The sequence below is a fragment of the Amycolatopsis sp. CA-211722 genome (assembly GCF_056828465.1).
In genome coordinates, this window is record NZ_CP184752.1 from 4,202,555 (window position 1) to 4,226,665 (window position 24,111).

Genomic DNA, 24,111 nt, shown 5'->3' on the forward strand with positions numbered 1-24,111 from the left:
CATGGCACCCGCGCTGGTGAAACTCGCGCTGCGGCGGGCGTTGCGCGAAGTCCGGTACGTCCGGCCGGTGCCTTTCGGCCGGGCGACCGGGCTGGTGCGCGATGTCTACGGCCGGCTGGAACGGGATTTCGGCATGCTGGCCCCGCCGGTGGCGCTGCATTCGCCATCACCGCCGGTGCTCGCGGCGAGCTGGGTGCTGCTGCGAGAGTCGTTGGTGGCGGCCGGAGAGACGAGCCGGGCGGACCGGGAGATCGTCGCGACCCTGGTGTCGCGAGAGAACTCGTGTCCGTACTGCGTCGAGGTCCACGGGATGGCTCTGGACTCGCTGGGGCGTTCTTCGGAGGCGTCGGCGGATCCTCGTGCTGGATCTCTGTCGCCGGGCGCTCGCGCGGAACTGACCGCGGTCGCGTTCGCGTTCCACTACCTGAACCGGGTGGTGAACGTGTTCCTGGGGCCGTCGCCGCTGCCTTCGTCCGTGCCGGATTCGGCACGCCCGAAGGCGAAAGCGGTGCTGGGGCGGTTCCTTCGTCCGGTGGAAGGAGCTCCGCCGGGGGAGTCGCTGGACCTGCTGCCTCCGGGCTCTGGGGACTTCGCCTGGGCGGCGGGCACTCCGCTGATCGTGGACGCGCTCTCCCGTGCTTCGTCGGTGTTCGCCGGGTTGGCGGTACCTCCGGCCGTCCGGGAGGTCGTCGAGCGAGAACTGTCCACTTGGGACGGCGTGCCGCCTGGGCTGAGCCGGTCTTGGGTGGACGCCTTCGACGATCCGGCGGTGCGCTTGGCCTTGGTGGCCGCGAAGGCGCCTTATCAGGTGGACGACGGTCTGGTCGCGGCCGCGGGACTGGGTGATCGGGAGCTGGTCGAGCTGGTGGGGTGGGCGAGCTTCACGGCCGCCGCTCGTGCCGTTTCGGTCGCTTCGCTGCGTGGTCGGTGAGGCCGCGCGGTCGGTGTCGTGTCGCGAAAGCCACTTTCGGGCCGTCAGATGTCCCGAAAGTGGCTTTCGCGACGTCGTGGGCTTCGGTTCGGGCGCCGGGCCGAGTCCTCACTGTGTGGATTTCGGTGCGTTGGATGACCCGAAATCCACACACCCCACGATGGAACGCTCTTCACCACTCGTGACCCGGTCGAGAAGCGCTCGAAGCGGGCGCCTGGACCACGATATCTGTCCCGTGTGGACAGTCGAGGACGCGCCGGATGCCGCCATCCGAACGTGCCTGGCCCAGACAGCGGGCCACCTTCAACAACCAGAGAGAAGACTTCGCGCCCGCCGCCGGTTCATGCTTGACCGGACTGCGCGAACGGACGGCGGCCGTGTTTCTGGGGACAGAGCCCGGCGCCGGGACCGGATTCCGTGACTTGAGTGTTGAGAGCTAGGGGAGTGCGGTGGCATGAGCGTTGAGCGGATTTCGATTGTCGGTATCGGTCTCCGATACCCGGACGCCGGTTCCCCGGAAGAACTGTGGGAGAACGTCCTCGCCGGCCGCAGGGCGTTCCGGAGACTGCCCGACGAGCGGATGAACCGCGAGGACTACTACTCGGCCGACCCCAAGGCCCCGGACCGTTTCTACGCCCAGAAGGCCGCGGTCCTCCGCGACTGGGAATTCGACCGGATCAAGTACAAGGTCGCGGGCAGCACCTTCCGCTCGACCGACACCACGCACTGGCTGGCGCTCGACGTCGCCGCGCAGGCGCTGGCGGACGCGGGGTTCCCCGAAGGCGAGGGCCTGCCGCGATCCGCCACCGGCGTGGTGATCGGCAACAGCCTCACCGGCGAGTTCTCGCGCGCCAACATCATGCGGCTGCGCTGGCCGTACGTGCGCCGCACGGTCGCGGCGGCGCTCGCCGAGCGCGGCTGGGCCGAGGGCGACACCGCCGAGTTCCTTCACGATCTCGAGGCGCAGTACAAGGCTCCGTTCCCCGAGATCGACGAGGACACGCTCGCGGGCGGGCTGGCGAACACGATCGCCGGCCGCGTCTGCAACTTCTTCGACTTCGGCGGCGGCGGGTTCACCGTGGACGGCGCCTGCTCGTCTTCGCTGCTTTCCGTGGTCACGGCCGCGAACGCGCTTTCCGAGGGCGACCTCGACGTCGCCATCGCGGGTGGTGTCGACTTGTCGATCGACCCGTTCGAGGTGATCGGTTTCGCCAAGACCGGCGCGCTCGCCAAGCGGGAGATGAAGGTCTACGACGCCGATTCCAACGGCTTCTGGCCCGGTGAGGGTTCCGGCATGCTCGTGCTGATGCGCGAGGACGACGCGATCGCGCAGGGCAAGCGGATCTACGCCAGCATCGGCGGCTGGGGTGTCTCGTCCGACGGCAAGGGCGGCATCACCCGCCCGGAGGCCTCGGGACACCGTCTCGCGCTTCAGCGGGCGTACGAGAAGGCGGGCTACGGCGTCGAGACCGTGTCCTACTTCGAGGGCCACGGCACCGGGACCGCGCTGGGCGACGCCACCGAGATCGAGGCGCTCTCCACCGCCCGCCGCGACGCCGACCCGCTCGCCGACCGCGCCGCGCTGAGCACGATCAAGGGCAACATCGGCCACACCAAGGCCGCGGCCGGGGTCGCCGGGCTGATCAAGGCCACGCTGGCGGTGTACCACCAGGTCATCCCGCCCGCGACCGGCCACTACGAGCCGCACGAGTCGCTGGTCGGCGACTCGGCGCGGATGTACGTCCCGTCCGAGGCCGGGCTGTGGCCCGCGGACCACCCCGTCCGCGCGGGTGTCTCCGCGATGGGCTTCGGCGGCATCAACTCGCACGTCACCGTCACCGAGGCACCGGGCGCGGCCCGGCGCAAGGAACTCGACGAGCGGACCCGCGCGCTGGTCGCCGGACGGCAGGACAGCGAACTGCTGCTCCTCGACGCCGACGACGCCGCGTCGCTGCGCGGCAGGCTGACCGGCCTGCTGGAGGTCGTGCCGAAGCTCTCGCTGGCGGAGCTCGGGGACCTCGCGGCCACGCTTTCCGCGGAACTGTCCGGGAAACCGGTCCGCGCCGCGATCGTCGCGACCAATCCCGAGGACGCGGAGCGCAAGCTGGCCAAGCTGCTCGACGTCCTCGGCGAGGGGGAGCCGGAAGTCTTCTCCACCGGCGACGGCATCTTCGCGGGCTCGCGCGCCAAGGATCCGAAGATCGGCTTCCTGTTCCCCGGCCAGGGTTCCGGACGCGGCACCGTCGGCGCGCTGCGCAAACGCTTCGCCCACGCCGACGACATCTACCGCGCGGCGGGCCTTTCGACCGGCGCCGACCAGGTCGCCACCGAGGTCGCGCAGCCGCGTATCGTCACCGGTTCGCTCGCCGGGCTCCGCGTCCTGAAGAGCCTCGGCATCGAAGCGCGAACCGTCGCCGGCCACAGCCTCGGCGAGCTCACCGCCCTGCACTGGGGCGGCGCGCTCACCGAACGCGAAGTCCTCAAGCTGGCCAAGATCCGCGGCAAGGTGATGGCGACCGCGAGCGACGGAAACGGTGCCATGGCGGGGATCGCCGCCGGGCCGGGGGTCGCCGAGCGGTTCGCCGAGGGCGAGGACGTCGTCATCGCTGGCTACAACGCGCCCGAGCAGACCGTCCTTTCCGGACCGTCGGAGGCGATCGACCGGGTGGTCGCCCGCGCCCGTGCGGAGGGGGTCACCGCCACCCGCATCAACGTCTCGCACGCGTTCCATTCGCCGGCGGTCGTCCCGGCCGCCGAGGCGATGACCGAGGAACTGGCCGCGTTCGACTTCGCCAGGCTCGACCGGCCCGTCGTCTCGACGGTGACCGGTGACGTCCTGCACGCCGCCGAGGACCTGCGTGACCTGCTCCGGGACCAGGTGGTCCTGCCGGTCCGCTTCCGCGAGGCGGCCGCGAAGGTCGCCGAGCGCAGCGACCTGGTGATCGAGGTCGGGCCGGGTCACGTGCTCACCGGCCTGTTCGGCGAGATCGCACCCGGCACGCCGGTGCTCGCGATCGACACCGACAGCCCGAAACTGGCCGCACTGCTGAAGGTCGCGGGTGCCGCGTTCGCGTTCGGCGCCCAGCTGGACACCTCCGCGCTGTTCGACGGCCGGATCGTGCGGACGCTGCCGGTGGACGGGGAGTTCTCGTTCCTCTCCAGCCCGTGTGAGGCCGCGCCGTCCATCGGCGCCGACCTGGCCCGCGACCGGGTCGCCGACCCCGCCTCGCCCGCCGAGGCCCCGGCCGGAACGGCTTCGGAGAGCGGCGGCAGCAGCACCCTCGACCTGCTGCGCAAGCTCGCCTCCGAGCGGGTCGAACTGCCGCTCGAAGCGGTCACCGCCGACACGCATCCGCTCGACGACCTGCACCTCTCGTCGATCACGGTCGGCCAGCTCGTCAACGACGTGACCCGGGCACTCGGCCGCCCCGCGCTGGAGGGCATGCCGAACTTCGCGACCGTCTGTCTCGGCGAACTCGCCGAGATGATCGACGAACTCGCCCAGACCGCCAAACCCGCCGACAGCAACCAGGCCGAGGTCGCCGGCGTCGGACCGTGGGTCCGGCCGTTCGGGGTCGAGTACGTCGTCGCGCCGAAGCCGTCGCCCGATCTCACACCGGGCCTCTCCACCGCGGAGTGGACGGCGTTCGCGCCGGACGGCCATCCGCTGGCGGAGCCGCTGCGCGCGGCGCTGGCCACCGCGGGTGTCGGCGACGGTGTCCTGCTCTGCCTGAACTCCGACAGCGGTTCCGGCGACGTCGGCCTGTTCCTCGACGCGGGCCGTGCCGTGCTGGCCGCGCCCAACGGCACGCGCTTCGTCGTGGTGCAGCACGGTCTCGGCGCCTCCGGTCTGGCGAAGACGCTGCGGCTGGAGGACCCGTCGGCCCGCACCACGATCGTCGATCTCGCCGACGTCGGCCCGGTCGACCCCGAGGCCGTCAGCGCCGCGGTGTCCACAGTGGTCGCCGAAGTGGCGGCGACCACCGACTTCAGCGAGGTCCGCTACGACGCCGCCGGGATCCGCACGGTGCCGAAGCTCGCGGCCCTGACCCCGGCCGAGGCCGAGGGGACCCCGCTGGGGACCGAGGACGTCCTGCTCGTCACCGGTGGCGGCAAGGGCATCACCGCCGAGAGCGCGTTGGCGCTGGCCAAGGACTCCGGCGCGAAACTGGCGCTGCTCGGCCGGAGCGACCCGGCCGACGACGCCGAACTGTCGGAGAACCTCGGCCGGATGGCGGCGGCGGGCATCACCTACCGCTACGAACGCGCCGACGTCACCGACGCCCGTCAGGTCGCCGACGCGATCGGCCGCGTGCAGGACGACTTCGGCCCGGTCACCGCGGTGCTGCACGGCGCGGGCCGCAACGAGCCCGCCGCGCTGTTCTCCTTGACCGAGGAGAGCTTCCGCAAGACGCTGGCGCCGAAGATCGGCGGTCTCAACGCCGTCCTCGACGCCGTCGACCAGGACAAGATCAAGCTGCTGGTGACCTTCGGCAGCATCATCGGCCGGGCGGGCCTGCGCGGTGAGGCGCACTACGCCACGGCCAACGACTGGATGACCGAACTGACCGTGCGGTTCGGGCAGGAACACCCCCAGGCCAGGGCGATCGCCCTCGAATGGTCGGTCTGGTCGGGGACGGGCATGGGCGAGAAGCTCGGTGTCGTCAGCGCGCTGATGCGCGACGGCATCACCCCGATCCCGACCGAGGAGGGCATCGAGATCCTCCGCCAGGTCGTCGGCGATCCGACCGCCCCGTCGGTGCTGGTCGTCTGCGGCCGGACCGGGGGACTGGCCACCCTGCCGGTGGAGAAGCGCGAACTGCCGCTGACCCGCTTCGTCGACCGGGCCGTCGTGCACTACCCGGGCGTCGAGCTGATCACCGAGGCCGACCTGTCCGCGGGCAGCGACCCGTACCTGGCCGACCACCTGCTCGACGGGCAGCTGCTGTTCCCGGCGGTGATCGGCATGGAGGCGATGACGCAGGTCGCGAAGGCCGCCCTCGGCGCGGAAACGCTGCCCGCGCCGGTGCTCTCCGACGTCGAGTTCCTGCGCCCGATCATCGTCTCGCCGGGCGGGTCGACCACGATCCGGCTCGCGGCGCTGGCCAGGGACGCCGAAACGGTGGACGTGGTGCTGCGCAGCGGGGAGACCGGGTTCAGCGCCGACCACTTCCGGGCCCGGCTGCGGTTCTCCCGGCCGGATCCGCTCGGCGAGACCGTCGTCCGCGACGTCGCGCTGCCGCCGGTCCCGGTCGACCCGACGACCGAGCTGTACGGCACGGTCCTGTTCCAGGGCAAGCGGTTCCAGCGGGTCACCGGATACCGGCGGGCCAGCGCGCGGCACGCGGTCGCGGAGATCGCGACCGGCGCCGAGGTCGACTGGTTCGCGCCGTTCCTCCCGCAGGAGAAGCTGCTGGCCGACCCGGGCACCCGCGACGCGATGATGCACGCGATCCAGTGCTGTGTCCCGGACGCGACCCTGCTGCCGCAAGGGATCGAGCGGCTGTACCTCGCCGAACCCGGTGAGCAGGACCCGGAGTACGTGCTCCTCGACGCCCGCGAGCGTTCGCAGGACGGCGACAGCTACCTCTACGACCTCGACGTCCGCAACCCCGACGGGAAGCTGGTCGAGCGCTGGGAAGGGCTGAAGCTGCGCGCGGTGCGCAAGCGGGACGGCGAAGGGCCTTGGGTGCCGTCGATGCTCGGGTCCTATTTGGAGCGTTCCGTCGAACGGCTGCTCGGCTCGTCCCGCGCGATCGTCGTCGAACCGGACCCGGTGGGTGTCTCCGTGGAGACCACGCCGGAACGGCGGGCGCAGACCGCGCTGGCCGCCGGCCGCGCCGTCGACGCCCCGCTCGAGATCCGCTACCGCCCGGACGGGAAACCGGAGGCCGACGGGGTCGAGGTGAGCGCGTCGCACAGCGCCGATCTCACCCTGGCGATCGCGGGCGGCGGCCGGGTCGCGTGCGACGTCGAAACCGCGATCGAGCGGACGCCCGAAGACTGGGCGGGGCTGCTCGGCGAGGATCTGCTGTCGGTGGGCGAACTGCTCGCCGCGGACGCCCGCGAGCCGCTTTCGGTCGCGCACACCAGGGTCTGGAGCGCGCTGGAATGCGTGCGTAAGACCGGGGACATGACACAGGCGCTCACCGTGCACCGGGTCGACCCGGACGGCTGGGCGGTGCTTTCCCACGGCGGTGCCCGCATCGCCACCTGGGTGACGACCGTCAACGACCGGCCCGATCCCGTCGTCTTCGCGGTGCTCCAGGGAGAGGAGAACTGACATGGCCGACTACTACGAGATCCTGCATACCGTCGGGTTCGAAGAGACCAACCTGGTGGGCAACGTCTACTACGTGAACTACGTGCGCTGGCAGGGCCGGTGCCGTGAGATGTTCCTGAAGGAGAAGGCGCCCGCGGTGCTCGAAGAGGTCCGTGACGACCTCAAGCTCTTCACGCTCAAGGTGGATTGCGAGTTCTACGCGGAGATCACCGCGTTCGACGAGCTGTCCATCCGGCTGCGGCTGGAAGAGCTGACCCAGACCCAGGTCCAGTTCACCTTCGACTACGTCCACCTCACCGCGGAGGGCGAGCGGCTGGTGGCCCGCGGGCGCCAGCGGATCGCGTGCATGCGCGGCCCGAACACGGCCACGGTGCCCAGCCGGGTGCCCGAGCAGCTGCGCGAGGCGCTGGCCCCGTACGCGGTCGACGGCAAGGGGGAATGACGTGGGCACACCGGACGAGCCTTCGCGGCCCGTGCTGAAACGCCTGCCGTCGCCCGTCTCCCGCCGCCGGTTGTCCGCGCAGGCCGGGTTGCGGGAGGTGATGGGCCAGTTCGCCACCGGGGTCACCGTGCTGACCGCCGGCGGCGAACGGGCCCACGGGATGACCGCCAACGCCGTCACGTCCGTGTCGCTGGAGCCGCCGATGGTGCTGTGCTGCGTTTCCCGCGCGGCCCGGATGCACGAGGCGATCGTGTCGGCGGGTTCGTACGCGGTCACGGTGCTGGCGTCGGATCAGAAGGACCTGGCGAAGTACTTCGCCGACTGGCGCCGCCCGGCAGGCATCGCGCAGTTCGACTCGGTGGACTGGACGGCCGGCCCGCAGACCGGCGCCCCGCTGCTCGACGGTGCGCTGGCGTGGCTGGAATGCGAGCTGGCCGAGGTCTACGAAGGCGGTGACCACTCGATCTTCCTCGGCAAGGTGGTCGCCTCCAGCCGCGGCACCGCGCAGGACTCGCTGGTCTTCTACAGCGGCGGCTATCACCAGATCGACGGCCGGATACGGGCATCGGCCTGACCAGAGAAAGGAATGTCATGACCATCGACGAATCCACCCAGTCCGCCCCGGCGCCCACGGCCGAGCGGCCACCGGTGGTGACCACGATGCCCCGGCTCGGACGGGGGGTGTGCTGGCGCGACATCGTGCGCGAGATCGAGCTCGACGAACTCGAACGCGATGCCCGGCTACGGGACGCGGCGTGACCCTGCAAGGTGATCCGGGTGCTCAGCGCACGGGAGACTCCGAGGTGGTGCCGCTGCCGGAGGACCGGCTGCGGCGCGCCCGGGTCCCGAGGGCGACCGACGGGCGGGTGATCCCCCTCGCCCGCGGCGCCGAACCGGTGCACCCACCGCAGCCGACGATGCCGTTGCTGCGCGCCCAGCGCGACGAGCTGCGTGAGCACATCGTCGACGGGCGGCTCGACGGCGTCCGCCGGCAGCACTCGCTCGGCAAGCACACCGCGCGGGAACGGCTGGAGCTGTTGCTGGACCCCGATTCCTTCACCGAGATCGAGCTGTACCGGCGGCATCAGGCGAACGGGCTCGGGCTGGCGGAGAACCGGCCGTACACCGACGGCGTCGTCGCCGGCTCGGGCACGATCGAGGGACGGCGGGTGTTCGTCTACGCGCAGGACTTCACCCTCTTCGGCGGTTCGCTCGGCGAGGCACACGCGGCGAAGATCCACAAGGTGCTGGATCTGGCGATCGCCACCGGCTCGCCGCTGATCGGGCTCAATGACAGCGGGGGAGCGCGGATCCAGGAAGGGGTCATGGCGCTCGACGGCTACGGCGGCATCTTCCGCCGCCAGGTCGAGGCGTCCGGCGTCATCCCGCAGATCAGCGTGGTCCTGGGGCCGTGCGCGGGCGGGGCGGCCTATTCGCCCGCGCTCGCGGATTTCGTCTTCATGGTGCGCGACACCGCCCGGATGTACCTGACCGGGCCGGACGTCGTCGAAACCGTGACCGGGGAACGGGTCAGCCACGACGAACTGGGGGGCGCGGACGTGCACGGCGCGTCGTCCGGCGTGGCGACGGTGGTGCACGACGACGAGGAGAGCTGCCTCGCCGACGTCCGCTACCTGGTGTCGCTGCTGCCGTCGAACTACCTGGAGCCGGCGCCCCGCGAGCCGTCGCGGGACGCGGGCAGGGACCGGCGGCCCCGCTTCGCCGAACTCGTCCCGGTGGAGCCGAACAAGCCGTACGACATGCGCGACGTGTTCGCGGAACTGGCCGACGACGGCGAATTCTTCGAACTGCACGAGCGATGGGCGGGCAACGTGCTGTGCGCGCTCGCGCGGATCGACGGGCGGGTGGTCGGCCTGGTCGGCAACCAGCCGATGGTGTTCGCCGGCGTGCTCGACGGCCCGGCGTCGCAGAAGGCGGCGCGGTTCGTGCGGTTCTGTGACGCCTTCAGCATCCCGCTGGTGACACTCGTGGACGTCCCGGGTTTCCTGCCGGGTGTGGAGCAGGAGCACTCGGGGATCATCCGGCACGGGGCCCAGCTGCTGCACGCCTACTGCGAGGCGACCGTGCCGCGCGTCCAGGTCATCCTGCGCAAGGCGTACGGCGGCGCGTACATCGTGATGGACTCGCGGTCCATCGGGACCGATCTCTCGCTGGCGTGGCCCACCAACCAGATCGCCGTGATGGGCGCCGAGGGCGCGGTCAACGTGCTGTTCCGCAAGGATCTCGCCGCCGCGCCCGATCCGGACGCGTTGCGCGCGCACCTGGTCGCCGAGTACACCGAGGAGTTCATGAACCCGCAGTACTCCGCCGAACGCGGGCTGGTCGACGACATCATCGACCCCGCGGACACCCGGTCCGCCGTCGCCAGGGCGCTGGACATGCTGCAGGACAAGCGAAAGGCGGCGCCTCAGCGCAAGCACGGCAACCACCCGATCTGAACGGGGGAACCATGTCACCGTCCGAATTGGACAGTGCGCCCGCGTTCCGTGTCCTGCGCGGGGACCCGGAAGACGCCGAACTGGCGGCCCTCGTGGCCGTCTTCACCGCGTTCGCCTCCGTCGCGCCCCCGCCCGCGGCGGCGCGCTCCGCCTGGTCGCCACTCACCGCGCCGACCTGGCGTACCTCGACCTTGCGCCAGGCCTGACGCGCGCGTGGCCGTCACTCGCGTGTCCAGAGCCGTAACACGCGTGATTGGAGCCGTAACACGCGTGATTGGAGCCGTATCTCGCGTGTTTCCGGGCGTATAAGCGAGTTACGCCGTCAATCACGCGAGTTACGCGTTCCGTCACGCGTGTGCGGTCTTCGAGCACGCGCGTCCAGGCCTCTTGAGGGGCCCCGCGTCCCTCAAGGAGGCCTTCACGGACTTACGCGAGCCGTCGCGCGGCCTCGGTCTCCCGCCGCGGCGGGTACGTACTGTGGCGGGCGTGCACCGCGACGTAGAGGATCCCTCCGTCGAGCACGGCCTCCAGATCCGTTCGCTCCCCAGGCTCGAACGGGCCCCCGCAGGCCGCACAGGTCCGCTGCCGGGCGGCGGCGCTCATTGCCGATCCCGCTGCTCGGGGACCGCCGGGTCGGGCCACGACAGGCCAAGCAAATCGACGTCGACCTCGTCGTCGGCGTAGATCTCGTACGGGTCGAGGCGTTCGGTCATGGTGCGCTCCCTGGGTTTCGAGGTACCTCAAGGGCACTACCGGCCGCCCCGCTGCGGCGACTTTTTCCTTGCGCACCGACCCCTCCGACCGTCCTCGAGCGGGTCACGATCGGAGAGGTCCATCCTTGGTTGTCAAGTGAGTCGTTCATCGAAGGCCGGGAGGAACGTCATGGCGGCACAGGTGCGAATTTGGGTCGTGACCGATGATTTCGACCCGCGCGGGGCCGCGGAGGCCGGCGCGGCGGCGGTCGTCCCGGAGCCGAGGCAGGCCCCTGAAAACGATTTCCCGGCCGAGCACATCGTCCTCGGTTACAACTAGACACGGCGCACGGACGAAGAAGACCGCCAGGTATCGCGCGCGCGACGATGAAGATCGCCCGCGAACCGACCAGACCACGAGGAGGCCTCCGGATGGCTATGCGCCTCCAGCTCACGTCGGGTTTGCAGGTGTTGGAAGAATGGGCGATCAATGCTCCGCAGGCCGACCGCAATGTCGTCTACGAGGCACTTTTCGCGGTGGCGGACGGTTCCGCCTTCCTCATCTACGACATTTTCGGCGACAGCAGGGAACCGCATCAGTTTCTTTTTCTGGTGAAACACGATCTCGTCCTTCGCATCGGTATCGACCGCGCCGACTCCTCGTTCGAGATCGTCTACATCGGTGCGCTGGAGCAGGGCACACCCGCGGCGGCCTGGGCCGAAGAGTCCGACGAATCCTGACCCGGTACCGCCGAACGGCCCAGTCCCGGCGGGGAGTGGATCATGTGATCCTCATCTTGACATCGTCCAGTTCAGCGTGAAATTCTTCCGGTGTTTGCGGCTGGGGGGATCATGCCGGATTCGAATTGCGATATCGAGGTCTGGGAGCGTGAAAGATGTCATCACCTGAATTCCCGGGATTGGACGTTTCCACTCGGGTACGCGCACGTGACATTCAGATGGCCGGCGTCGCCGACGTCCGGCGGCGGGTGCTGATGATCTCCGGGGCGATCGACACCACCGAGCACGACATCTCGGTGAGTGTCAATCTCCCGGAGCCCGGCCGCTGGCAGGTCATCAAGTCCGAGACCAACCTGACCGACAAGACCTGGGTCGCGATGCAGGTGGTCACCGACGAGGACTCGACGTTCGTCAACGACGCCGACACGCTCGTCCTGTCCCGCCAGTTCTCGAAGTCCTTCATGACGCCGGATCAGCGCCGCCTCACCTTCTACGACGGTGAAGTCCGGCCCGGCGAAGCGGTGCTCAAGGTGTACTCGCTCGACGCGGGCGGCCGGAAGCCGACCTACTCCTACTCCCGCTACAGCCCGATCGCGACCGACACCGCCGAGCAGTCACAGCAGACCCTGGACGAAATGATCAGCAACGGGATGAAGCAGCGGCCCGTGATCGAGCTGATCGTCCCGGTGACCGTGATCGGCTGAGCACGCCGGTGATCACCTTCGTTCCGGAACCCCATCTCCTCGAATCGCCGCGCGGTCGCGAGTGGCCGGTGCTCCCCGGCGCCCGCGCGGCGGTCACCGCCGAACCGCCGCCCGCCGCCGACGTGGTCGTCGTCGGGGCGGGCCCGGCCGGTCTCGCGGTCGCCTCCGCGTTGTGGCACCACGGCGTGACCGGCATCGTCCTGGTCGACCGCGACGGCCGTCCCTGCGGCCGGTTCTTCGACCGTATCGACCTGCTCGGCCAGCGTGTGCTGCGGTCGCCGTACGAGCACCATCCCGGCGTCGAGGGGTACCGGGACTGTGAACTCCTGGACTTCGCCCGGCTGCACTGGTCGGTGCTCACCCCGGTGGAACGCCGGGAGATCCGCATGGCGCAGGCCGGGCACCGCTCCGTCGTCCCCGTCGACGTCTTCGAGGCCTACTGCCGTCATCTCGCGGCGAGTCATCACGTCACCGAGCGGACCTGGCGCGGTTCGGTCCGCGAGGTGCTGCCGACCGCCGACGCCGTCACCGTGCGCGCCGATCGGTTCTCCGTCACCGCACGCCACGTCGTCCTCTGTCTCGGCGAGGAGCGCCGGTCCGCCCCGGACACCTGGTGGGGTGGCGGCCACCCGCCGCGCGGGGTGAGCTACTGGGACGAGCCCGTGCCCGAGGCCGGGAAACGGCTCGCCGTCGTCGGTGCCGGCCTCACCGCCGCGCACCTGATCTCCAACGGTCTCGCCCAGGGCCGCGAGGTGCACTGGGTGGTCCGCGAAGCGGGCGAACGTTATCAGTGCGCCGACGTCAATTCGTCGTTCTTCCGGCCCGAAGGCCGCGCTCGTTTCGACGGCGTGAGCTGGTCCGAGCGGCTCGAACTGATGGGCCGGTTCCGGCGCGCGTCGATCATGTTCGAGTTCCGCCCGATGCTCGAAGCGGCCGAAGCCGAAGGACGGCTGATCGTGCATCGCGGCCGGGCGATCACGAAGGTGACGCCCGGTGTGGGCCTCCATCTCGAAGACGGTTCGCGGGTGCCGGTCGACCACGCCGTACTGGCGCTCGGCACCACGCCGTCCATCGGGGACGGCCTGATGCCCGACGAGGCCGTCCTCGATCGCGGCGGCTGGCCGCGCCTGGACGAACGTACCTTCGCCTACCTCGGCGCGCCCCGGGTCTTCGCCGTCGGCGCGGCCGCGGGGATGGCGCTGGGACCCGCCGCCCGCAACATCGACGGTCACCGGGTCGCCACCGCGCGGGTCGCGGCCACCGTCGCCGAGAACCTGCGCCGCGACCTCCCGCTGCGGACGGCCACGAAGGACGTCGCCCGTGTCTGAGCCTTACGACTCCCGCTTCACCCTGCCGTCGGTCGACGACGCTCCCTCGACCGAGGCGGGGGTGATCCTGATGGGACTGGACGCCGAACGTCTGCTCGCCGGCGTCGGGCTGGCCCGGATCGCCGACGAGCCCGCGCTGGTCGCCCTCGCCGTGGACCAGGCCCGGCACGGCGCGCTCGACCTCGGCACCGAAGCGCTCGTCGAGGCCGGGATCCGCCGCTGGCGCGAGGTCCGCCCGTTGATCGAAGCAGGCCCGGAGATGGCGTCGGCGGGCTCCCTGCGCCGAGAATGGGAACACGCGACCGCGCGGGTCACCGCCACGGTGACCGGGGTGGGACCGGCGTCGGTGTCCTGCCTCGCGGCCTGCTGGCTGCGGCGCGACGACATCGACACGGTCCGGCCCGCATCGGACAGGCGGTCGCCGGAACAGGGGAGCGCACAAGATGTCCTATCTCGGGTCTTTGCCGACTGACGCCACTCTGTTGCAGGTGTTCCAGCGGTTTCCCGCCCCGGCGTCGAAGCTGCTGGACTTGCACGAGCTCATCATGCGGGCGCCGTCGGCGTTCGACGCGGGGGAGCGGGAGCTGATCGCGGCGTACGTCTCCGGCGTCAACGACTGCGGGTACTGCCACGGGGTCCACACCGTCACCGCGGAGGCTTTCGGTGTGCCGGAAGGACTTCTGGCCGCCGCACTGGACGATCTCGCCTCCGCGCCCGTGGACGAGCGCATGAAGCCCGTGCTGGCCTATGTGGGCAAGCTGACGCGGACGCCGTCCAGAGTGACCGAAGAGGACGCTGAGGCCGTCTTCGCGGCGGGCTGGGACGAGGCCGCGCTGCACGACGCGGTACTCGTGTGCGCCCTGTTCAACTTCATGAACCGGATGGTCGAGGGACTCGGGATCCGCGCCGATGCCGCGTACGCGAAGACGTCCGGCGTGCGGCTGAAAGAGGGCGGATACGCCGGATTGGCGACCCTGCTCGGCTCCTGAGCAGCCCCCTCCCGATTGCGCTGTTCGTGTCGAAAGCGATGGCCGAGGCGTCACGTCCGGTGATCGTTCCTATCCGAGGTCGTTCCGCCGCGTTCCGTCACCGGCGTAGCTTCGTGCTACCCCATTCGATGGTGAAGATCGCGGGAATGGAGTAATCGCGAGAACCTTCTGGAGTAGGCAAAAAGCACATTCCCGCGATGATGCACGGCACTGGTTGGAAAACGGACATGAGGGCACGATTTCCTCATTGAAGGAAAACCCCGACCAGCCTGGGAGTCATTTCGATGCAGAACGCTGTGACCGACAACGTCCGTTCGCTCTTCGCCGTCCGGGGCATCGACACCGCTTCGGCCGGGCACCAGGTCGAGCTGGTGATCGACCGGTTCGACAACTGGTCCAACCGCCAGGGTGGCCAGGTCTTCGGCTGCTTCACCACCTGTGAAATCCCTCCGCCCCTGGCCGAGGCGAGCTGAAACCAGCCACTTACTCCCCTCGGCCGCCTCTCGCGTAGCGAACGCGAGAGGCGGCCGTGGTCGTGAAATCACGGAAAGTCGCCAAACGAGTGCGGAACCCGTATTCACGTAACTCGTTCGCTCCGTAGTCCACCAAGCCGGCACCTCTTGGCGGAGTCGGCTCATCACTCGAACGGTGGAACGCATTCCGGTCGGCCGTGTTTAGGTTGGGTGAGGGGGCAGCGTGCGCGGAGGGGGCGGCGCGATGGTGATCAGAGTTCTCATAGCCGAGGACATGCATATCGTCAGAGGAGCGCTGGTGGCGCTCCTGCGGCTGGAGCCGGATATCGAAGTGGTGTCCGAAGTGGCGTCCGGTGACCAGATCCTCGCCGCCGCGCGGAGTTCGGCCACCCAGGTCGCGATCATCGACATCGACCTGCCCGGCAAGGACGGCCTCACCGCCGCCACCGAGCTGCACGAGCAGCTGCCCGAGGTCAGGACACTGATCCTGACCAGCCTCGGCAGGCCAGGCACCCTTCGCCGGGCACTGGCGGCCAAGGTCAACGGTTTCCTGTTGAAGGACGCCCCCGCGGAGAAGCTCGCCAACGCGGTGCGCGGGGTGGCCGCCGGACGACGGATGGTCGACGGCGAGCTGGCGCTGGCCGCCTGGGACACTGTGGACTGCCCGCTGACCCCGCGCGAGATCGACGTCCTACGGTTGACCGCGGAGGGCCGCGACACCCTGGAGGTCGCGGCGAAGGCGTTCCTCTCCACCGGAACGGTGCGCAACTACCTGACCACGATCGTGGCGAAGCTCAACGCGCGCAACCGGGTCGACGCGATCCGGATCGCGAAGGAATCCGGCTGGATCTAGGGCGTGTTTCACAGGTCACGTTCGCGGTCTTCGCGCCCAGGTGGTCCCTGACGGCACGGGCGGATGCGGCCGAGTACGACCCGGTACGAGGCCGATCCGCCCGCACCGCCAGAAACCACCTGGATCACGAATCCCATCGAACAGACTTGTGAAACACGCCCTAGACCGGCACCACGGCACGCAACCGGAACCGTCCGTCGGCCTCGACCCCGGCGGTCAACTCGCCGCCCAGCCCGGCGACGCGATCCGACATGTTCGTGATGCCACTGCCCGCGGCCTCGATCCGCACCGGCTTGCCCGGAGCCGGCGGCCGCCCGTTCTCGACGCCGTCGTTGACGATGTCCAGCGCGACCCCGTTGCCGACCCGCCGGACCGCGATCTCGCACCGTTCGACCTTGCTGTGCCGCAACACGTTCGTCACGCTCTCGCGCAGCACGACGGCCAGCACCGTACGCACCGGGGCGGGCAGGTCACCGTGCTCCATCTCCAGCCGCACCTGGACGTCGGCGGCCACCAGTACCGCCTGCGCGGACCGCGACTCCTGGTCCAGCGACAGTTCCCGGTAGCCGCTCGCCACCGAGCGGACGTCGGTCAGCGCCTGCCGGGTCAGGCCGAGGATCTCCAGCAGTTCGTCGGAGGCCCGTGTGGTGTCGATGTCCATGATCCGGCTGGTCAGCTCGCTCTTCAGCGCGATCGCCGAGAGGCTCATGCCGAGCAGGTCGTGCAGGTCCCTGGCGAAACGCAGCCGCTCCTCGGCGACCGCGACCTCGGCAAGCCGTTTCCTGGTCTCGCCCAGTTCGGTCACCAGCCGGATCAGCCAGATGAGACCGAAGACCATCAGGCCGGTGTTCACCTGGGACGCGAAGGTGTTGAACGCGTCGAGGAAGCCGGCGCCGGAGTCGATCCGGATCAGCACGGGCCCGGCGACCGTCGCGGCGAACGCGACCCAGCCCGCGAGCGGTGGCAGCACCAGCAGGGCGGTGCCGGCGAACAGGCTGGGAAGGCTCACCCAGTCGTGCCCGAGCGGGATCAGCGGCAGAAATACCAGACAGGCCTGGATGAACAGCAGCGCGTAGCTCTGCCGGGAGCGCAGCCGGACGTTCGGCCGGGCGAAGTAGGCCAGTTGCAGGGTGACGAGCGCGGTGAGGGGGCCGGCGACGAGCGCGATGCGCCAGCCGTCCCCGGTCAGGTTGAACACCCGGGACATCGCGGAGAGACCGAAGGCGATGAAGACCGCCGTCAGCAACCATTGGACGTTCCTGGCGTCGATCCGGGACCAGTGACTGGGGCCTCGCGCCAGCGCGGCTTCGGCGGGGTCGGCCTGCTCGGGCACCGGCAGTTCGGCATGGAGGCGCCATCGCCCGGTCGCGTCGGGACCCGCGCTGAGCGTCCCGCCGTGCCCGTCGACCTCGTCCGTCACCGCGCGGAGGCTCCCGGCCGTCTCCTCCGGGACGTCCTCGTGCGCGGTGCCGTCGTGGACGATCTCCAGCGCGACCCGGCCCTCGTTGGTGCGCACGGTGATCTCGCAGTGCTGGACACCGGTGTAGCGGAGCACGTTCGTGACGCCCTCCCGCAGCACCTTCGCCAGCAAGGTGCGCAGCTTCACCGGCAGCTCGACCTTTTCGAGATCGACCCGCACCGCGACGTTCGACGCCGACAGCAACGACACCGCGGTGCGCGATTCCTTGTCCAGCGACAGCTCACGGTATCCCCTGGCCACCGACCGCACGTCGGACAGCGTGCGCTGCGCGATCCCGGTGATCTCGGCCAGTTCCTCCCGCGCCCGCCCCGGTGACTTGCGCAGGAGCCGGTGCACCAGTTCGCCCTTGAGCGAGATCGCGGAAAGACCGAGCCCGAGCAGGTCGTGCAGATCCTTGGCGAAGGCCAGCCTCTGCTCGGCCACGGCCCGCCTCGCCAGTTCGGTGCGGGCCCGGTGCAGTTCGTTCACCAGCCTCGCGAGCCAGGTCAGCAGATAGGTGACCAGCCCGTAGACCACCGCGCTGACGGTGTCGATCGTCGCCGCGAGCGCGGAGTCGGCGTGGAACCACAGGATCCACGACGTGACCGCGATGAGGGTGGTGAACACCGGCCAGCCGACGCGTGGGCGGAGGACCAGCAGCGAACTGCCCGCCGCGATGGTGGTCAGCGAGGTCAGCGCCTCGTCGAAGTGCAGTACCGGCAGATAGGCGAGACCGGTCTGGACCGCCAGGACCACTTTCGCCCGCCGGGTGTCCAGGCGGATCGCCGGGCGGCTGAAGTACAGCAGCTGGATCGCCAGCACGGGCCCGACGTACAGCACGGCCAGCAAGCCGTGCTGGAGATCCATCCCAGGCTGAAGCAGGACGCCGAGCAGACCGAAGAGGCAGGCGTTGACGAAGACGACGGTGATGACCAGCCCGGCGAGGAACAGCGCCCGGCTGGGCCGCCGGTCGATCCCGGCGGTTCCCAGAGGTTCGGCGGTCACAGCGAGCTGGTCCGGCACAGGCACCCCAGTGATGACAGAAGACGGCTCGATCCGGTCGCGTTCCCCCCTCGCGACGGCCCCGGCCGCCTTACGGCTTCCGTCGCTATGATTCGGATCATAACCCATGTTCGTTACCCGGGCCGGTCCCTCCGGGCACCGGGAGAACGGCGAACAGGGAGACGCTTTCCCTGCTGGGAACGGGAAATTCGGCCGGTCACCCGCACGGGTGTGGGCTGTTCGCACCACCGCGTTCGTCGCGGAACATGCCACGATGGAAGACGCCGGAGCCGAAGAAGGGTCCGGAGAGATCCACTGTGTACGCGGCGCCCTCGCGGGCGGAAGGGAACCGGTGGCCCTAAGCTCTGCGCATGGCCAGGTATTTCGACGTACATCCGGAAAATCCGCAACGGCGCGCGATCGGACAGGTCGTCGACATCCTGCGCGAAGACGGGCTCATCGCGTACCCGACGGACTCCTGCTTCGCCCTCGGCTGCCAGCTGGGGAACAAGCAGGGCATCGATCGCATCCGGAGCATCCGCAAGCTCGACGACCGCCACCATTTCACCCTGGTGTGCCAGGATTTCGCTCAGCTGGGCCAGTTCGTGCACGTGGACAACGCGGTCTTCCGCGCGGTCAAGGCGTCCACCCCCGGCAGCTACACGTTCATCCTCCCGGCCACCAAGGAGGTTCCGCGCCGGCTGCTGCACGCCAAGAAGAAGACCGTCGGCGTGCGCATCCCGGACCACGTGGTCACCCAGGCGCTGCTGGGCGAACTCGGCGAACCGCTGCTGTCGAGCACGCTGCTGCTGCCCGACCAGGAGGAGCCGATGACGCAGGGGTGGGACATCAAGGAACATCTGGAGCACGTGGTGGACGCGGTGATCGACTCCGGTGACTGCGGGGTCGAACCCACCACGGTCATCGACTTCTCGTCCGGGGAACCGGAGATCGTGCGGCGGGGCGCCGGCGACACCTCACGGTTCGAATGAGAAAACGGCGGGACCGGTGTTCCCGGTCCCGCCGCGAAGAACGTCGTCAGTGCGTGACGAGCCCTTCGGACTTCACCGGGGCCGAGGGGATGTGGAACATCCGGGTGAACAGCGCCAGCTTGTCCGGGTCGCCCTTGACGGCCACGGCGCCGCTGGTGAGCGCGCTCGCGGCGTCCAGCTCGCCGTTCAGCAGCTTCAGCATGACCGGGCCGCGCGGCTCGATGACGAGGTCCGGGTCCGGGTGCGGGCCCTCGCCCGCGGTCAGCGCGCCGTCCTCGACCACCGCGTGGATGACCATCTCGCCGCCGTAGTGCATTTCGAACGCGCAGTGGACGCCGCGGGCCGCGTCCGGCTGGAACGTGGTGTACAGCGACAGGACGGCCGAGTCGAGGGTGAACAGGTCGTCCGCCGTCGGGTCGCCTAGCGAACGGGCGCCCCACAGGCCCAGCTGCAGCACGATCTGGTCGAGGTCGTTGCCGTACTCGGTCAGTTCGTAGACCACCCCGGCGTCGAGCTGCGAGAGCACCCGGCGCTGGACGACACCGTGCCGTTCCAGCTCGTTGAGCCGGGTCGACAGGATGCTCATCGGGATCTTCGGCAGGCCCTGTTGTAACTCGTCGAACCGTTTCGGGCCGAGCACCAGGTCACGGATCACGAGCAGGGACCAGCGCTCCCCGATGATCTCGAGGGCGCGGGCGAGGCCGCAGAACTGGCCATAGGTGCGAGCGGTCATGCTTGACTCCTCATATTCCTGGTTCTGGTGGTGGTGGTGCTCGGTCAGCGGACCGGGTGTCCCTCGGAAAGCAGTTCGCGGTGCAGCTCTCGCAGTTCGGCGCTGGGTTTCACCCCCAGTTCGTCTTCGAGCCTGGAGCGCAGCCACTCGTAGGACGCCAGGGCGTCGCTGCGTCGTCCGCTGAGCCCCAGCGCGCGGATCAGGTGGGCGTGCAGGGTTTCGTCGTACGGGTCCGCGGTGGTCAGCGACCGCAGGACGCCGAGCATCTCCCGGTGCCTGCCGGCGCGGATCTCGGCCTCGATCCACAGGTCACGGGCATCGCGCCGCTGCTCCAGCAGATAGACGGTGTAGGCGGCGAGGGTCGGTCCACAGTGGATGTTCGCCAGCGGGGGACCGGACCACAGGTCCAGTGCGGTACGGAAGGCGTGCGCGGCCGCCGCGTTGCCGCCTTCTTCGAGCAGTTCACGGCCGGACCGGTGGAGCCGCTGGAACTCCGCCACGTCGACCACTCCCGCGTCGATCTCGAGCCGGTAGCCGGGCGGGCTGGTGACCAGCAGATCGCCGGTACCGCCGGGGTCGAGGTGACGGCGGAGGTGATGGACGTAGGTGTGCAGGGCGCGGCGGGCGCTTCGGGGCGGGGCTTCGTTCCACAGCTCGTGCACGAGGGAGTCGACGTGGACCGTCCTGCCGGGGCGGACGAGCAGCATCGCCAGCAGTTGCAGGAGTTTCGGCGTGCTGGGCGCGCGATCGGCGGCACCGACGTGCAGTTCGAGCGGGCCGAGGAGCCGCGCGCGCACGTCGTGCGGCGCACCGGCCGAGGCGACCGTGTCACCCGGTTCGATCGTCATCGCGTGCATCCCCTGCCCCTCCGGACTCCCCCTCAATGACGGTGACAGAGGCGGAACCTTCGGAACAGTGCCGGAAACACACGGCGGACCGTGATTTTTTCTTTGCCCCGTATGCGATCGTCACGACCTGGGGCGCTGAACCGGTTGTGGCAAAAGAGAAGACGCGAAGCCGGTCAGAGCCAGTCCGATTCGCGGGCGATGCGGATGGCGTCCACCCGGTTGCGGGCGTTGAGTTTCGTCACCACGGTGGCGAGGTAGTTCCGGACCGTTCCCGGTGACAGGAACAGGTGCGCCGCGATGTCGGCGACCGTGCGCCCGTTCGCGGCGAGACGGAGGATCTCGACCTCCCGCGGGGTCAGCGGGCAGTCCTCGGTTTCCCACGCGGACAAGGCGAGCTCGCTGTCGATGACCCGGCGGCCGGTGGCGACCGATCGGACGGCGTTGGCGAGTTTGTCGGCCGGCGCGTCCTTGAGCAGGAAGCCGTTGACCTTCGCGTCGAGCGCGCGGCGCACGGTGCCCGGGCGGCCGAGCGACGTGAGGATCAGGGTGCGGACGTCCGGCAGCTGCTGGCAGAGTTCGGATGCGGCGGTGAGACCGTCCTTGGCGGGCAGGTCTATGTCGATGATCGCGACGTCCGGCAGGTACTCCGCCGCCATCGGAAGGATCTTGTCGCCGGAACCCACCTCCGCGACGACTTCGATGTCTCGTTCGAGGTTCAGCAGGGCTACCAAGGCGCCTCGGACCAGGTGCATGTCCTCGGCCAACAGGACTCGGATCACTCCGACCTCCTCTTCCCCAGAAAGACGGTAACTCTCAGTGTACCCAGCAAACCCGTAAGAGTGAATCTGATTCGCACGATACAAGGTTGCGCATTTTCTGGCGGCCGCTTCGCATGATCGATTCTCCGGTGAGCTGCGACGATGACGTGGCTTCGAAGGTGGTGAAACTGCGAGCGATCGATTACTCACCGTCAGGTAAGAAGTTGGCAAAAATGGTGTCCGGAGTGCTTTTCATTTCCTGTTGAGTACTTTGCATACCGGTGAATCCACCCGGCGAACGGGTGAATCCGTCTTTTTCGGGGATCAGGGATGGCCTGTTCGGCGGTACCGGCGCCGTCCTTGATCGGGCGTCGAGCGTGAGAAGACCGCGGCGTGGTGTCCTCGGCACGAGCCGGTTTCACGCGCGAATCGCCACTATCCACAAAGGACGTATCTGATGAGCTCATTGCTGGGTGCTCTGCGTAAGGTGTTGTTCGCGCCTTCGCTGGCTTCGGTCGGCTTCGAGGGGCGCGGATTCGGAGTGCCGCCGACGCCGGCGACCGCCCGCCTGGAGTCGATCCCGCAGTCGGTGGTCTGCGGGTTCGAATGGGGGATCGACGCGCCGGCGCTGTGGGAGGCCGAACGGCGGCTGGACATGGTCGAGCCCGAGATGCGGGGGTTCGCCTACGAGGGCGCGGCGATGGCGTTCACCATCCTCGACGTGATGCCCGGCGGCCGGAAGGACCGCACGGCCGAACTGATGAGCGGCCCCGGGCTGCCGCACGTGTTCCTGACCTACATCGGCATCGGGTTCGCGATGGCCCGCCTGCCCCGGCCGCTGTGGAAGAAGGTGCTGCCGGAGCTCGACGGCGTCCCCTTCCACCCGACGATGAGCTGGCTCGCCGTCGACGGCTACGCCTTCGACCGTGCCTACTTCGACACGGACAAGTGGGTCGGCGAGCAGTTCGTGCCCAAGCCGTACCCGTGGGCGGGCGCGCCGGCGTACTTCCCTCGCGCCTGTGACCAGGGCATCGGGCGGGCGTTGTGGTTCATCAACGGCGGCGACCCGGTGAAGGTCGCCGAGGCGGTGGACCGCTTCCCCGCCGGACGCCGCCCGGACCTGTGGAGCGGTGTCGGGCTGGCCTCGACCTTCGCGGGCGGCTGCGATCAGGCCGGGCTGGAGAAGCTGCGCGAGGCGGCGGGTGAGCATCAGGACGAACTCGGCCTCGGCGTCGTGTTCGCGGTGAAGGCGAGGACGTTCTCGTCGTTCGTCCCGCCGCACACCCGGCTCGCCGTGCGGACGCTCGCCGGGCTGAGCATCGAGGAGGCCGTCGTCCTGGCCGACTCGACCGAGGTCACCGAGGACGCTCCGGACGGGACCCCGGCCTATGAGCTGTGGAGGCAGAACATCCGGGACGGTCTCGTCCCTTCGGCCGGCCGCCTGGCCGCCTGAGTCACGGGGATGTCAGGAAAGGGTCGTTCAGGACGTTTCGCGTCTTGAACGACCCTTTCCTGACACGCGGGTGAGGCTCAGGCCGCCCGCCTGGCCGGCTCCGGCCGGTGCCGCAGATCGGGGAGCGCGAGCAGGACCGGCGGGTCGAACAGGCGCTTCGGGCGCACCCGCAGGTCCGCCAGCCGCGCGGTGACGCCCGGCTCGACGGTGATCGGCCCGTGGTGCCCGGTGAGCCCGGTGCCACGGCGCGTGAGCGGCCCGGTCACGCAGTGCGCGACGAGGTGCCAGGTGCCTTCCGGGACGTCGGTCAGCTGATAGGGGCCGGGGACGTCGATGACCGTGTGCCGCACGGGCGCGCCCTCGGGGATACGGGTCGGGAACAGGCCGACGAACACGAGACCGGGTGAGATCTCCGGCGGCGCGGACACGAAACCGCGGACGATCGCCGGCTTCGCGCCGGGAAGGGGTTCGCCCGCCAGGCGGTGCTGGAACCCGCCCTGGCGGCGGTACACGGAGGGAGAGAGGCCCACGCGGTTGCTGAACCGGGTGCTGAAGGTGCCGACGCCGTTGTAGCCCACGCGGTGGCTGATGTCGGCGACCGAGATCGAGGTGGTCAGCAGCAGGCGTTTGGCCTCGTCGAGCCGCAGCGCGGACAGGAACCGGCCGGGAGAGACGCCGGTGGCCTGCTGGAACACCCTGCTGAAATGGAATTTGCTGAAGGTCGCGGCGCGGGCGATGTCGTCGATAGTGAGCTCTTCGCCCAGTTTCTCGTGCATGGCCCCAATGGCTCGCTCCACGGCTCGCCGGACAGTCTCATCCATTGTGCCGTCCTTTCGCTCGAGGATTTCTGGGATGTTTGCGGTTTCCGACACTACTGTTCGCCACCGCTACTCCTGAAGTGCTTGATTCATCGCCCGATATGAATTGCTGTGCGGGGCGGCATGAAAATTTCACGGTGGCCTCCGGGCACT

General features: G+C 69.5%; 23 protein-coding genes. 17 read left to right on the forward strand and 6 right to left on the reverse strand.

The features are described from left to right. The first annotated feature begins 1 nt into the window (after nucleotide 1). From ACOCEP_RS20355 to ACOCEP_RS20385, 7 genes are all read left to right on the forward strand, one after another. A complete protein-coding gene (locus ACOCEP_RS20355) occupies nucleotides 2–931 on the forward strand; it encodes a carboxymuconolactone decarboxylase family protein (RefSeq protein ID WP_482339292.1) in 930 nt (309 codons plus the stop codon). A gap of 454 nt (nucleotides 932–1,385) precedes the next feature. Further along, nucleotides 1,386–7,214, forward strand: coding sequence for a type I polyketide synthase (locus ACOCEP_RS20360; RefSeq protein ID WP_482339294.1), 5,829 nt, complete (start codon nucleotides 1,386–1,388; stop codon nucleotides 7,212–7,214). A 1-nt stretch (nucleotide 7,215) separates the two neighbouring features. After that, nucleotides 7,216–7,656: an acyl-CoA thioesterase gene (locus tag ACOCEP_RS20365; protein ID WP_126729920.1), complete on the forward strand. Its 441-nt coding sequence runs from the start codon at nucleotides 7,216–7,218 to the stop codon at nucleotides 7,654–7,656. 1 nt (nucleotide 7,657) lies between these two features. Continuing rightward, complete coding sequence (locus tag ACOCEP_RS20370) at nucleotides 7,658–8,230, forward strand: flavin reductase family protein (protein ID WP_482339296.1); 573 nt, start codon at nucleotides 7,658–7,660, stop codon at nucleotides 8,228–8,230. A 17-nt stretch (nucleotides 8,231–8,247) separates the two neighbouring features. Beyond that, on the forward strand, nucleotides 8,248–8,415 hold the full coding sequence (locus ACOCEP_RS20375) for a DUF6222 family protein (protein WP_482339298.1): 168 nt from the start codon (nucleotides 8,248–8,250) through the stop codon (nucleotides 8,413–8,415). Further along, on the forward strand, nucleotides 8,412–10,115 hold the full coding sequence (locus tag ACOCEP_RS20380; RefSeq protein WP_482339299.1) for an acyl-CoA carboxylase subunit beta: 1,704 nt from the start codon (nucleotides 8,412–8,414) through the stop codon (nucleotides 10,113–10,115). Before ACOCEP_RS20375 ends, ACOCEP_RS20380 begins: the two co-directional genes overlap by 4 nt. Nucleotides 10,116–10,126: 11 nt before the next feature. Next, nucleotides 10,127–10,321, forward strand: coding sequence for an acyl-CoA carboxylase subunit epsilon (locus tag ACOCEP_RS20385; RefSeq protein WP_482339301.1), 195 nt, complete (start codon nucleotides 10,127–10,129; stop codon nucleotides 10,319–10,321). 220 nt (nucleotides 10,322–10,541) lie between these two features. On the opposite strand, the gene ACOCEP_RS20390 is transcribed toward ACOCEP_RS20385, so the two are convergent. Next, a complete protein-coding gene (locus ACOCEP_RS20390; RefSeq protein WP_482339303.1) occupies nucleotides 10,542–10,718 on the reverse strand; it encodes a hypothetical protein in 177 nt (58 codons plus the stop codon). A 279-nt stretch (nucleotides 10,719–10,997) separates the two neighbouring features. Here ACOCEP_RS20390 and ACOCEP_RS20395 point away from each other — a divergent pair, with 279 nt between their 5' ends. From ACOCEP_RS20395 to ACOCEP_RS20430, 8 genes are all read left to right on the forward strand, one after another. Next, nucleotides 10,998–11,147, forward strand: coding sequence for a hypothetical protein (locus ACOCEP_RS20395; protein ID WP_482339305.1), 150 nt, complete (start codon nucleotides 10,998–11,000; stop codon nucleotides 11,145–11,147). 92 nt (nucleotides 11,148–11,239) lie between these two features. Then, a complete protein-coding gene (locus ACOCEP_RS20400) occupies nucleotides 11,240–11,548 on the forward strand; it encodes a DUF6235 family protein (protein ID WP_340687578.1) in 309 nt (102 codons plus the stop codon). Nucleotides 11,549–11,766: 218 nt separating this feature from the next. Continuing rightward, nucleotides 11,767–12,252: a DUF6423 family protein gene (locus ACOCEP_RS20405; RefSeq protein WP_465422195.1), complete on the forward strand. Its 486-nt coding sequence runs from the start codon at nucleotides 11,767–11,769 to the stop codon at nucleotides 12,250–12,252. Nucleotides 12,253–12,260: 8 nt separating this feature from the next. Further along, on the forward strand, nucleotides 12,261–13,580 hold the full coding sequence (locus ACOCEP_RS20410; RefSeq protein ID WP_482339307.1) for an FAD-dependent oxidoreductase: 1,320 nt from the start codon (nucleotides 12,261–12,263) through the stop codon (nucleotides 13,578–13,580). Next, nucleotides 13,573–14,052, forward strand: coding sequence for a DUF6187 family protein (locus ACOCEP_RS20415; RefSeq protein ID WP_482339309.1), 480 nt, complete (start codon nucleotides 13,573–13,575; stop codon nucleotides 14,050–14,052). Before ACOCEP_RS20410 ends, ACOCEP_RS20415 begins: the two co-directional genes overlap by 8 nt. Beyond that, nucleotides 14,024–14,569 (forward strand): carboxymuconolactone decarboxylase family protein, encoded by a 546-nt coding sequence (locus tag ACOCEP_RS20420; protein ID WP_482339311.1) that lies wholly within the window; start codon nucleotides 14,024–14,026, stop codon nucleotides 14,567–14,569. Before ACOCEP_RS20415 ends, ACOCEP_RS20420 begins: the two co-directional genes overlap by 29 nt. A gap of 284 nt (nucleotides 14,570–14,853) precedes the next feature. Next, on the forward strand, nucleotides 14,854–15,042 hold the full coding sequence (locus ACOCEP_RS20425) for a hypothetical protein (protein ID WP_482339313.1): 189 nt from the start codon (nucleotides 14,854–14,856) through the stop codon (nucleotides 15,040–15,042). A gap of 247 nt (nucleotides 15,043–15,289) precedes the next feature. Next, nucleotides 15,290–15,895 (forward strand): response regulator transcription factor, encoded by a 606-nt coding sequence (locus ACOCEP_RS20430; RefSeq protein WP_482339774.1) that lies wholly within the window; start codon nucleotides 15,290–15,292, stop codon nucleotides 15,893–15,895. 160 nt (nucleotides 15,896–16,055) lie between these two features. Here ACOCEP_RS20430 and ACOCEP_RS20435 read toward each other — a convergent pair whose 3' ends face one another. After that, complete coding sequence (locus ACOCEP_RS20435; RefSeq protein ID WP_482339775.1) at nucleotides 16,056–18,377, reverse strand: sensor histidine kinase; 2,322 nt, start codon at nucleotides 18,375–18,377, stop codon at nucleotides 16,056–16,058. A 350-nt stretch (nucleotides 18,378–18,727) separates the two neighbouring features. Between ACOCEP_RS20435 and ACOCEP_RS20440 the strand changes: the two genes are divergently transcribed. Beyond that, nucleotides 18,728–19,348 (forward strand): L-threonylcarbamoyladenylate synthase, encoded by a 621-nt coding sequence (locus ACOCEP_RS20440; protein ID WP_005154159.1) that lies wholly within the window; start codon nucleotides 18,728–18,730, stop codon nucleotides 19,346–19,348. 46 nt (nucleotides 19,349–19,394) lie between these two features. Here the strand turns inward: ACOCEP_RS20440 and ACOCEP_RS20445 are convergent, their stop codons facing one another. The 3 genes from ACOCEP_RS20445 to ACOCEP_RS20455 all read right to left on the reverse strand — a co-directional run bounded on the left by ACOCEP_RS20445 (nucleotide 19,395) and on the right by ACOCEP_RS20455 (nucleotide 21,708). After that, a complete protein-coding gene (locus tag ACOCEP_RS20445) occupies nucleotides 19,395–20,081 on the reverse strand; it encodes a winged helix-turn-helix transcriptional regulator (protein ID WP_482339315.1) in 687 nt (228 codons plus the stop codon). A 44-nt stretch (nucleotides 20,082–20,125) separates the two neighbouring features. Continuing rightward, on the reverse strand, nucleotides 20,126–20,938 hold the full coding sequence (locus ACOCEP_RS20450) for an AfsR/SARP family transcriptional regulator (RefSeq protein ID WP_482339317.1): 813 nt from the start codon (nucleotides 20,936–20,938) through the stop codon (nucleotides 20,126–20,128). Nucleotides 20,939–21,102: 164 nt separating this feature from the next. Beyond that, nucleotides 21,103–21,708, reverse strand: coding sequence for a response regulator transcription factor (locus ACOCEP_RS20455; protein ID WP_482339319.1), 606 nt, complete (start codon nucleotides 21,706–21,708; stop codon nucleotides 21,103–21,105). Between the two features lie 436 nt (nucleotides 21,709–22,144). On the opposite strand from ACOCEP_RS20455, the gene ACOCEP_RS20460 reads away from it, so the two are divergent. Continuing rightward, nucleotides 22,145–23,140 carry a DUF1702 family protein gene (locus ACOCEP_RS20460; RefSeq protein WP_482339321.1) on the forward strand — a complete coding sequence of 332 codons (996 nt, stop codon included), beginning with the start codon at nucleotides 22,145–22,147 and terminating at the stop codon, nucleotides 23,138–23,140. Nucleotides 23,141–23,217: 77 nt separating this feature from the next. Here the strand turns inward: ACOCEP_RS20460 and ACOCEP_RS20465 are convergent, their stop codons facing one another. Beyond that, nucleotides 23,218–23,916, reverse strand: coding sequence for a helix-turn-helix domain-containing protein (locus tag ACOCEP_RS20465; protein WP_482339776.1), 699 nt, complete (start codon nucleotides 23,914–23,916; stop codon nucleotides 23,218–23,220). Nucleotides 23,917–24,111: the final 195 nt, after the last annotated feature.

Bases quoted from the DNA above. Each gene is read 5' to 3' on its own strand.
- ACOCEP_RS20355 (WP_482339292.1), top strand. From the start codon at position 2: ATGGCACCCGCGCTGGTGAAACTCGCGCTGCGGCGGGCGTTGCGCGAA.
- ACOCEP_RS20360 (WP_482339294.1), top strand. From the start codon at position 1,386: ATGAGCGTTGAGCGGATTTCGATTGTCGGTATCGGTCTCCGATACCCG.
- ACOCEP_RS20365 (WP_126729920.1), top strand. From the start codon at position 7,216: ATGGCCGACTACTACGAGATCCTGCATACCGTCGGGTTCGAAGAGACC.
- ACOCEP_RS20375 (WP_482339298.1), top strand. From the start codon at position 8,248: ATGACCATCGACGAATCCACCCAGTCCGCCCCGGCGCCCACGGCCGAG.
- ACOCEP_RS20385 (WP_482339301.1), top strand. From the start codon at position 10,127: ATGTCACCGTCCGAATTGGACAGTGCGCCCGCGTTCCGTGTCCTGCGC.
- ACOCEP_RS20390 (WP_482339303.1), bottom strand. From the start codon at position 10,718: ATGAGCGCCGCCGCCCGGCAGCGGACCTGTGCGGCCTGCGGGGGCCCG.
- ACOCEP_RS20395 (WP_482339305.1), top strand. From the start codon at position 10,998: ATGGCGGCACAGGTGCGAATTTGGGTCGTGACCGATGATTTCGACCCG.
- ACOCEP_RS20400 (WP_340687578.1), top strand. From the start codon at position 11,240: ATGGCTATGCGCCTCCAGCTCACGTCGGGTTTGCAGGTGTTGGAAGAA.
- ACOCEP_RS20405 (WP_465422195.1), top strand. From the start codon at position 11,767: ATGGCCGGCGTCGCCGACGTCCGGCGGCGGGTGCTGATGATCTCCGGG.
- ACOCEP_RS20420 (WP_482339311.1), top strand. From the start codon at position 14,024: ATGTCCTATCTCGGGTCTTTGCCGACTGACGCCACTCTGTTGCAGGTG.
- ACOCEP_RS20425 (WP_482339313.1), top strand. From the start codon at position 14,854: ATGCAGAACGCTGTGACCGACAACGTCCGTTCGCTCTTCGCCGTCCGG.
- ACOCEP_RS20440 (WP_005154159.1), top strand. From the start codon at position 18,728: ATGGCCAGGTATTTCGACGTACATCCGGAAAATCCGCAACGGCGCGCG.
- ACOCEP_RS20445 (WP_482339315.1), bottom strand. From the start codon at position 20,081: ATGACCGCTCGCACCTATGGCCAGTTCTGCGGCCTCGCCCGCGCCCTC.
- ACOCEP_RS20450 (WP_482339317.1), bottom strand. From the start codon at position 20,938: ATGCACGCGATGACGATCGAACCGGGTGACACGGTCGCCTCGGCCGGT.
- ACOCEP_RS20460 (WP_482339321.1), top strand. From the start codon at position 22,145: ATGAGCTCATTGCTGGGTGCTCTGCGTAAGGTGTTGTTCGCGCCTTCG.
- ACOCEP_RS20465 (WP_482339776.1), bottom strand. From the start codon at position 23,916: ATGCACGAGAAACTGGGCGAAGAGCTCACTATCGACGACATCGCCCGC.